The sequence below is a fragment of the Pseudomonas sp. genome (assembly GCF_030696055.1).
In the GTDB taxonomy this organism is placed as follows: Bacteria; Pseudomonadota; Gammaproteobacteria; order Pseudomonadales; family Pseudomonadaceae; genus Aquipseudomonas.
In genome coordinates this window covers 1-8,894 of the sequence record NZ_JAUYNP010000303.1, presented here as the reverse complement: position 1 = coordinate 8,894, position 8,894 = coordinate 1, and the positions used below count along the sequence as shown (strand labels likewise).

9 protein-coding genes are annotated in these 8,894 nt (G+C 64.0%); all 9 read left to right on the top strand.

All coding sequences use genetic code 11. The features are described from left to right. Window positions 1-882, top strand: an 882-nt coding sequence (locus Q8Q83_RS18245; RefSeq protein ID WP_305625547.1) for a phosphomethylpyrimidine synthase ThiC, incomplete at its 5' end; no start/stop codon positions are given. Window positions 883-1,110: 228 nt separating this feature from the next. Then, window positions 1,111-1,710 (top strand): NUDIX domain-containing protein, encoded by a 600-nt coding sequence (locus Q8Q83_RS18240; RefSeq protein ID WP_305625546.1) that lies wholly within the window; start codon window positions 1,111-1,113, stop codon window positions 1,708-1,710. Further along, window positions 1,701-2,165 carry a DUF1249 domain-containing protein gene (locus tag Q8Q83_RS18235; RefSeq protein WP_305625545.1) on the top strand — a complete coding sequence of 155 codons (465 nt, stop codon included), beginning with the start codon at window positions 1,701-1,703 and terminating at the stop codon, window positions 2,163-2,165. The genes Q8Q83_RS18240 and Q8Q83_RS18235 overlap by 10 nt, the downstream gene beginning before the upstream one ends. Before the next feature lie 170 nt (window positions 2,166-2,335). Next, entirely contained in the window at window positions 2,336-3,160 is an 825-nt protein-coding gene (gene cpdA, locus Q8Q83_RS18230) for a 3',5'-cyclic-AMP phosphodiesterase (RefSeq protein WP_305625544.1), read from the top strand. A gap of 64 nt (window positions 3,161-3,224) precedes the next feature. Continuing rightward, a complete protein-coding gene (locus Q8Q83_RS18225; RefSeq protein ID WP_305625543.1) occupies window positions 3,225-3,836 on the top strand; it encodes a YqiA/YcfP family alpha/beta fold hydrolase in 612 nt (203 codons plus the stop codon). 14 nt (window positions 3,837-3,850) lie between these two features. Then, window positions 3,851-5,740, top strand: coding sequence for a DNA topoisomerase IV subunit B (gene parE / locus Q8Q83_RS18220; protein ID WP_305625542.1), 1,890 nt, complete (start codon window positions 3,851-3,853; stop codon window positions 5,738-5,740). Then, window positions 5,740-6,723 carry an esterase-like activity of phytase family protein gene (locus tag Q8Q83_RS18215; RefSeq protein WP_305625541.1) on the top strand — a complete coding sequence of 328 codons (984 nt, stop codon included), beginning with the start codon at window positions 5,740-5,742 and terminating at the stop codon, window positions 6,721-6,723. Before parE ends, Q8Q83_RS18215 begins: the two co-directional genes overlap by 1 nt. Further along, entirely contained in the window at window positions 6,720-7,244 is a 525-nt protein-coding gene (locus tag Q8Q83_RS18210; RefSeq protein ID WP_305625540.1) for a TIGR02281 family clan AA aspartic protease, read from the top strand. Before Q8Q83_RS18215 ends, Q8Q83_RS18210 begins: the two co-directional genes overlap by 4 nt. A gap of 7 nt (window positions 7,245-7,251) precedes the next feature. After that, the coding region (parC, locus tag Q8Q83_RS18205; protein WP_305625539.1) for a DNA topoisomerase IV subunit A at window positions 7,252-8,894 on the top strand (1,643 nt) is incomplete at its 3' end.

Below are 8,894 nucleotides of genomic sequence, written 5' to 3'. Positions count from 1 at the left end.
CTGACGGCGAAAAGGATCACCGGAATCGTTTCCCGGGGCGGGTCGATCCTGGCCAAGTGGTGTCTCGCCCACCATCAGGAGAACTTCCTTTATACCCATTTCGAGGAGATCTGCGAGATCATGAAGGCCTACGACGTCAGCTTCTCGCTGGGCGATGGCCTGCGTCCGGGTTCGATTGCCGACGCCAACGACGAAGCGCAGTTCGGCGAGCTGGAAACCCTCGGCGAGCTGACCAAGATCGCCTGGAAGCACGACGTACAAACCATGATCGAAGGCCCCGGCCACGTGCCGATGCAGCTGATCAAGGAGAACATGGACAAGCAGCTGGAATGCTGTGACGAGGCGCCGTTCTACACCCTCGGCCCGCTGACCACCGACATCGCCCCGGGCTACGACCACATCACCTCCGGCATAGGCGCGGCGATGATCGGCTGGTTCGGTTGCGCCATGCTCTGCTACGTGACGCCCAAGGAACACCTCGGCCTGCCGAACAAGGATGACGTCAAGACCGGCATCATCACCTACAAGATCGCCGCCCACGCCGCCGACCTTGCCAAAGGTCATCCGGGCGCGCAAATTCGTGATAACGCATTGAGCAAGGCGCGTTTCGAGTTCCGCTGGGAAGACCAGTTCAACCTCGGCCTGGACCCGGATACCGCGCGTAGCTACCACGACGAGACCCTGCCCAAGGACTCGGCCAAGGTGGCGCATTTCTGCTCCATGTGCGGGCCGAAGTTCTGCTCGATGAAGATCACCCAGGAAGTTCGGGTCTATGCTGAAGAGCAACGCATCGCCGCCCTCGACCTGGAAGTCGAGGAGGGCATGCAAGCCAAGGCTGAAGAGTTCAAGGCGCAGGGTGCGCAGCTCTACCACAAGGTGTGATGGGGCTTCTGCTAGGCGATTTTGCGTAGCAGTATGAGTGTAACCAGGACGGGCCTTCGGGCCCGTTCGTTTTAAGAACCTGTTCAAAGTCTGCTGCGCGTCGGCCATGCTGTGTTGAAATCGGGCTCGGACGGCTCATTTACAGCTCGTAAACTCCGCGTCCTCGACCGATTCCGCCTTGCCTGGCTCTAGCTCGCGAGACTTTTAATAGGTTCTAAGGGGGATGCTATGCAACGAGAGGATGTCGAGGTCATCGAGCGAGAGGCCTGCTTTAGCGGCTTCTACCAGCTCGATCGTCTGCGTTTGCGCCATCGCCAGTTCGCCGGCGGCATGGGGCCTGCGCTCAGTCGTGAATTGTTCGTGCGCCACGATGCGGTGTGCGTGCTGCCCTACGATCCGCAGCGCGATTGCGTGGTGTTGATCGAGCAATTCCGCGTGGGCGCCTTGGACAAGAGCGCCAATCCCTGGCTGCTGGAGTTGGTCGCCGGGCTGATCGAGCCCGGCGAGCAGCCTGAGCAAGTGGCGCTGCGCGAGGCGCTGGAAGAGGCCGATCTGCCGCTGACCTCGCTTTGGCCCATTAGCCAGTACTACCCCTCGCCGGGCGGCTCCGATGAGCGCGTGCATCTGTTTGTCGGTCGTTGCGACAGTCAGGGCGCCGGCGGTGTGCATGGTCTGCCCGAGGAGGGCGAGGATATTCGGGTGCACGTCTGGCCTCTGGAGGATGCCCTGGATGCGGTCAAGGACGGGCGCATCGACAACGCGGCGAGCATCATCGCCTTGCAGTGGCTGGCGCTGAACCGCGCCGAAGTCCGGGGGTTATGGTCGTGAACCTGCTGCGCGAGCGCTATCGAGTCGACCTGGTCGAGTTGCAAGCGGCTTGCGAGCTCAACTATGCGCGCCTGATGCAACTGCTGCCGGCCATGCGCGAGCAGCCAGATCCGCATCGGCAGCCGCGCCGCGTGGCCCTGAGTCAGGGCGAACATCTGCTCGGCGTGCTGGCCTTGGACGTAGTGGAAAGCTGCCCCTATACCTCGACCATCAAGGTGCGTCAGGAACACAGCCTGCCCTGGCTGCCGGTGCCGCAGCTGGAAGTGCGGGTCTACCACGATGCGCGCATGGCTGAAGTCGTGGGCGCGCAAAGTGCCCGGCGCTTTCGCGGCATCTACCCTTATCCCAATGCGGCCATGCACCAGCCGGACGAGAAGACCCAGCTCAACCTGTTTCTCGGCGAATGGCTGAGCCATTGCCTGGCCTGTGGTCATGAGCTGGAGCCGGTGCGCTAGTAGTAAATTGACCGCGCTGGCGCAGAGCGTGCGCGGAAGCCTTGAACGGACTAGCCTTAAGACGGGTGCTGGATTTACAGCTGAAGTTCTGTGATCTATTCCCAATTCGCGGGTTTACCGCCGATGGGGCTAGCCAGCATAATTCATGCATTCCGCTCAAGGAGACGGTCTTGCCGAGTGCACCAACCGTTACGCCTACCCCTGTTGATTCCTCGGTGCTGCTGGTGCAGCTCTCTGACAGCCATCTATTTGCCGAAGCGGCCGGTAGATTGCTGGGCATGGAGACCCAGGACAGCCTGCAGCGGGTGATCGAGCGGGTGCTGCAGGAGCAGCCGCAGATCGACCTGATGCTCGCCAGCGGCGACCTGTCGCAGGATGGCAGCCTGGCCTCCTACCAGCGTTTCCTGCAGATGACCTCGGTGATTCCCGCACCGGCGCGCTGGTTTCCCGGCAACCATGACGAGATCCCCTCGATGCAGGCGGCCTGCGTCGGCAGCGATTTGCTCGATCCGGTGATCGACCTGGGCAATTGGCGCATCACCCTGCTCGACTCTTCTATTCCCGAAGCGGTGCCGGGTTATCTCAGTGATCAGCAATTGGCACTGCTGGAGCGTGCGCTGAGCGAAGCGCCGGAGCGGCATCATCTGGTCTGCCTGCATCACCATCCGGTGTCCATCGGTTGCCGCTGGATGGAGCCGATCGGCTTGCGTAACCCGGACGCCTTGTTCGCCGTGCTGGAGCGCTTCAGCCAGGTACGCGCAGTGCTCTGGGGGCATATCCATCAGGAGTTCGACCAGCAACGCAACGGCATCCGCTTGCTGGCGTCGCCTTCCACCTGCGTGCAATTCGCCCCCGGCAGCGAGGAATTCCAGGCCGATACCAGTGCGCCTGGCTACCGCTGGCTGCGCCTGTTCGACGATGGTCGCCTGGACACCGGGGTGTCGCGGGTGACCGGAATCAAGTTTGAAGTCGATTACAGCGTCAAGGGGTACTAGCGGCGGTCAGTCCGCAGATTTGAGGCTTGCAGCTTGAGCCTTTGGACTAGTAGCCTCCCGCCCTATGACTGCATCCATCCTCTATATCCACGGTTTGAACAGCTCGCCGGCGTCCCTCAAGGCCAGCCAACTGCTGCGCGCCATGGACCACCTGGGCCTGGCTGAGCAGCTGCGCGTGCCGGCTCTGCACCACCATCCGCGTCAGGCCATTGCCCAGCTGGAAGCGCTGATCGGCGAACGGGGTCGCCCCGTGCTGGTCGGTAGCTCACTGGGCGGCTACTATGCCACCCACTTGGCCGAACGCCATGGCCTGCGGGCGCTGCTGATCAACCCGGCAGTACGGCCGCATCTGCGCTTCGATGGCTACCTGGGCCCGCAAAAGAACTATTACAGCGGCGAGACCTGGGAGCTGACCACGGACCACGTGAGCGCCCTGGCCGAGCTGGACGTGCCGCTCCTGCAGGACCCGGCGCGTTATCAGGTATGGCTGCAGACCGCCGACGAAACCCTCGATTACCGCCAGGCCGAGGTCTATTACCGGGCTTGCGCCCTGCGCATCCAGGCCGGTGGCGACCATGGTTTCCAGGGCTTTGCCGAGCGCCTGCCGATGCTCTTCGCTTTCGCCGGTATTCCTCGCCCGCTGTGGCAGGGTATCGACTTTTCCCTATTCAATTGACGACAAGAGACCCCATGGCCAGTTACAACGCAGACGCCATCGAAGTCCTTTCCGGCCTCGACCCGGTGCGCAAGCGCCCGGGCATGTACACCGACACCAGCCGTCCCAATCACCTGGCCCAGGAAGTCATAGACAACAGCGTCGACGAAGCCCTGGCCGGTCACGCCAAGTCGATCCAGGTGATACTGCACGAGGACAACTCCCTGGAGGTGCTCGACGACGGTCGGGGCATGCCGGTGGATATCCATCCTGAAGAAGGCGTGCCTGGGGTCGAGCTGATCCTCACCAAGCTGCATGCCGGCGGCAAGTTCTCCAACAAGAACTACCAGTTCTCCGGCGGTTTGCATGGCGTCGGCATCTCGGTGGTCAACGCGCTGTCGACCAGCGTCATAGTCAGGGTCAAGCGCGATGGCAGCGAGTACCAGATGAGCTTCGCCGATGGCTACAAGGCCAGTGATCTGGCTGTGGTCGGTACGGTAGGCAAGCGCAATACCGGCACCAGCGTGCATTTCTGGCCGGATGGCAAGTATTTCGACTCGCATAAATTTTCTGTCAGCCGCCTTAAGCATGTGCTCAAGGCCAAGGCGGTGCTCTGTCCAGGGCTCGCCGTCAGCTTCGAGGACAAGGCCAGCGGCGAGCGCGTCGAGTGGCTGTACGAAGACGGCCTGCGCTCCTACCTGGTGGATGCGGTCAGCGAGTTTGAACGGCTACCAAATGAACCATTCTGCGGCAGCCTGGCCGGCAACAAGGAAGCTGTAGATTGGGCATTACTGTGGCTGCCGGAAGGCGGCGAAACGGTGCAGGAAAGCTACGTCAACCTGATCCCCACCGCCTTGGGCGGCACCCATGTGAATGGTCTGCGCCAGGGCCTGCTGGACGCCATGCGCGAGTTCTGCGAGTTCCGCAGCCTGCTGCCGCGCGGGGTCAAGCTGGCCCCGGAAGATATCTGGGAACGCATCGCCTTCGTCCTGTCGATGAAGATGCAGGACGCGCAGTTCTCCGGGCAGACCAAGGAACGCCTGTCTTCCCGCGAGGCCGCGGCCTTCGTCTCCGGTGTGGTCAAGGACGCCTTTAGCCTGTGGCTTAACGCCCACCCGGAACTCGGTCAGCAGCTCGCCGAACTGGCGATCAGCAACGCCAACCGCCGCCTCAAGGCCGGCAAGAAGGTCGAGCGCAAGCGCATCACCCAGGGCCCGGCGCTGCCCGGCAAACTGGCGGATTGCGCGGGCCAGGACCCGATGCGTTCCGAGCTGTTCCTGGTGGAAGGGGATTCCGCCGGCGGTTCGGCCAAGCAGGCGCGGGACAAGGAGTTCCAGGCCATCATGCCGCTGCGCGGGAAGATCCTGAATACCTGGGAAGTGGATGTAGGCGAGGTGCTGGCCAGCCAGGAAGTGCACGATATCGCCGTGGCCATCGGCATCGACCCCGGCTCCAATGATCTGACCCAGTTGCGCTACGGCAAGATCTGCATCCTCGCCGACGCCGACTCTGACGGTCTGCATATCGCCACGCTGCTGTGCGCCCTGTTCGTGCGGCATTTCCGTCCGCTGGTGGATGCCGGGCATGTGTATGTGGCCATGCCGCCGCTGTACCGCATCGACCTGGGCAAGGAGATTTTCTATGCCCTGGACGACGCCGAGCGTGACGGCATCCTCGACCGGCTGGTGGCCGAGAAGCGCCGCGGCAAACCCCAGGTCACCCGCTTCAAAGGCCTGGGTGAGATGAACCCGCCGCAGCTGCGCGAAACCACCATGGACCCCAACACCCGGCGGCTGGTGCAGCTGACCCTGGACGACTTTCCGGGCACCCAGGAAATCATGGATATGCTGCTGGCGAAGAAACGCGCCGGCGATCGTAAATCCTGGTTGGAGTCCAAGGGCAACCTGGCCGAGGTCCTGCTCTGATGCAGCGGCTGCTGGCCGCCTTGCTGCTGCTCGGCTCGTCGGTGCTGGCCGCCACGCCGGCGCCGGAAGAGCTGCAGCTGCTCAGCGAGCAGGCGGTCGACGGCATGCTCGGCGGCAATCTGTCCGGGCTGGCCTGGTGCGGCGATGCGCTGTGGGCGGTGTCCGATCGTGACGATGCCCAGCTCTATCGCCTGGATAATCGCGAGTCGCGGTGGCAAGCCACTGCCGAGCCTTTTCTCGCCCCGTCTCCCCCGGCCGTGCATTTACCCTGGGGCTTGCGCATGCGCGGCTGGGTCGCCGGACTGGTGCGCGGTGGCGAGCTGGATTTCGAAGGGCTGAGCTGCGATGCCAGGGGCAATCGCTACCTGGTCAGCGAGGCTAAGGCGGCGGTGTTGCAAGTGCCGCCGAGCGGCGCGCCCAACTGGTTGAGCCTGCCACCGGGCCTGGTGCGCCAGGCGCGCGCCAGCGGCATGCTGCTCAATTTCAACGCGTTGTTCGAAGGCCTGGCAGTTGACCCGGCCGGTGAGCGCCTGTATCTGGCCGCCGAACGTCGGCGCCGCGGCCTGCTGGTGGTGCACAAACAGCGTTCGAGCTGGCTCTGCACTGGCGGCTGCGTGCTGCTCAGCGAGGCGGGCAACGAGCCGGGGCCGGCGCAGTTGGCCGGCGAAGAACAGCCGCGGGACTTTTCCGGGCTGGCCTTGCATGACGACAAGCTGTTCACCCTCGAGCGCCAGGCGCACCGCATCTGTCGGCGCAACCCGAACACGGCCGCGGTCGAGCGCTGCTGGTCGTTCGCCGCCGCGGCGCTGACCGAGGCGCGCCGTTATCCAGCGCCCTATGGTTTGGCCGAGGCGTTGTGGATCGACGCCGCCGGGGCCTGGATAGGTGTGGACAATGGCCACTTCAGCCGTGCCGATGGCGAGCGGAGGCCGATCGTCTGGCGCTTCGCCGCGCCCAAGGGCGGCTGGGGAAGCACCCAGTGAGCGAGCAAAGCCCGGGCAAGCGCGCCGGCCGGGTCATGCTGGTGCTGGCCTGGGGCGCCGCTCTGCTGCTGGCCACGCATTTCTTCGGCAGGTGGGAGGAGCGCCGCCATAACCCCAACCAGGCGCCGCAGTCGGTGCGCGGCGACGGCTATATCGAAGTGCAACTGCTGAGCAGCCGGGGTGGGCATTATCTGTTGGACGGCCAAATCAATCACCTGAGCGTGACCCTGATGCTCGATACCGGCGCCAGCGCGGTCGCCGTACCGGCCGCCCAGGCCGAGCGCCTGGGCCTGGCGCGTGGCGCGCCGGTGCAGGTGCGCACCGCCAACGGCACGGTCACCGGCTACCGCACGCGCCTGAGTAGCCTGCAATTGGGCGAGATCCAGTTGCATGACGTCGCCGCCCTGATTACCCCGGGCATGCAAGGCGATGAGATCCTGCTGGGCATGAGTGCCCTGAAACAACTCGAATTTACCCAGCGCGACGGCACCTTGACGCTGCGCCAATCAACCTTGCAATGAGGCACGCATGAGCGAACCCCTCGATTTGAGCCTGGACGGTGTTGAACGCCGTTCCCTTGCCGACTTTACCGAGCAGGCTTACCTCAACTACTCCATGTACGTGATCATGGATCGCGCCCTGCCGCATATCGGCGACGGCCTCAAGCCGGTGCAGCGGCGCATCATCTACGCCATGAGCGAGCTGGGGCTGGACGCCGACTCCAAGCACAAGAAGTCGGCGCGTACCGTCGGCGACGTGCTGGGTAAGTTCCACCCCCATGGCGACAGCGCCTGCTACGAAGCCATGGTGCTGATGGCCCAGCCGTTCAGCTACCGCTACACCTTGGTCGATGGTCAGGGCAACTGGGGTGCGCCGGACGATCCGAAGTCCTTCGCCGCCATGCGTTACACCGAGGCGCGCCTGTCGCGCTACTCCGAGGTGCTGCTGACCGAGCTTGGGCAGGGCACGGTGAATTGGGTGCCAAACTTCGACGGCACCATGAACGAGCCGGCGACCCTGCCGGCGCGCCTGCCCAATCTGCTGCTAAATGGCACCACCGGGATTGCGGTCGGCATGGCCACCGACGTGCCACCGCATAACCTGCGCGAAGTGGCGGCGGCCTGTATCCGCCTGCTCGATCAGCCGGACGCCACGGTCGAACAGCTGTGCGAGCATGTGCTGGGCCCGGATTACCCGACCGAGGCGGAGATCATCACCCCGCGCGCGGACCTGCTGAAAATCTACGAAACCGGCCGTGGCTCGGTGCGCATGCGCGCCGTGTACCGCATCGAGGACGGCGACATAGTGGTCACCGCGCTGCCCCATCAGGTTTCCGGCTCCAAGGTGCTGGAGCAGATCGCCGCGCAGATGCAGGCGAAGAAGTTGCCGATGGTCGCCGACCTGCGCGACGAGTCGGATCATGAGCATCCGTGCCGCATCGTGATCATCCCGCGCTCCAACCGGGTGGATGCCGATGAGCTGATGCAGCACCTGTTCGCTACCACCGAGCTGGAGTCGAGCTACCGGGTCAACACCAACGTCATCGGCCTGGATGGCAAACCGTCGGTGAAGAACCTGCGCCAGTTGCTGCGCGAATGGCTGGAGTACCGGGTCAATACCGTGCGCCGCCGTTTGCAGTTCCGCCTGGACAAGGTCGAGCATCGCCTGCACCTGCTGGAAGGCCGCCTGATCGCCTTCCTCAACCTGGACGAAGTGATACATATCATCCGCACCGAGGACCAGCCCAAGCCGGTGCTGATGGAGCGTTTCGGGCTTACGGATATTCAGGCCGAGTACATCCTCGAGACTCGCCTGCGCCAGTTGGCGCGCCTGGAAGAGATGCAGATCCGCGGCGAGCAGGAAGAGCTGGCCAAGGAGCGCGCCAAGCTGCTGGCCCTGCTCGGCAGCGAGGCCAAGCTGAAGAAGCTGGTGCGCGACGAAATCATCAAGGATGCGGAAACCTACGGCGATGCTCGCCGCTCGCCGATAGTCGCCCGTGCCGAGGCCAAGGCCCTGTCGGAAACCGAGCTGCTGCCGACCGAACCGGTCACAGTCGTGCTTTCCGAGAAGGGCTGGGTGCGCTGCGCCAAGGGCCACGATATCGACGCCACCGGTCTGTCGTACAAGGCCGGCGATGGCTTCAAGGTCGCGGCGCCGGGGCGCTCCAATCA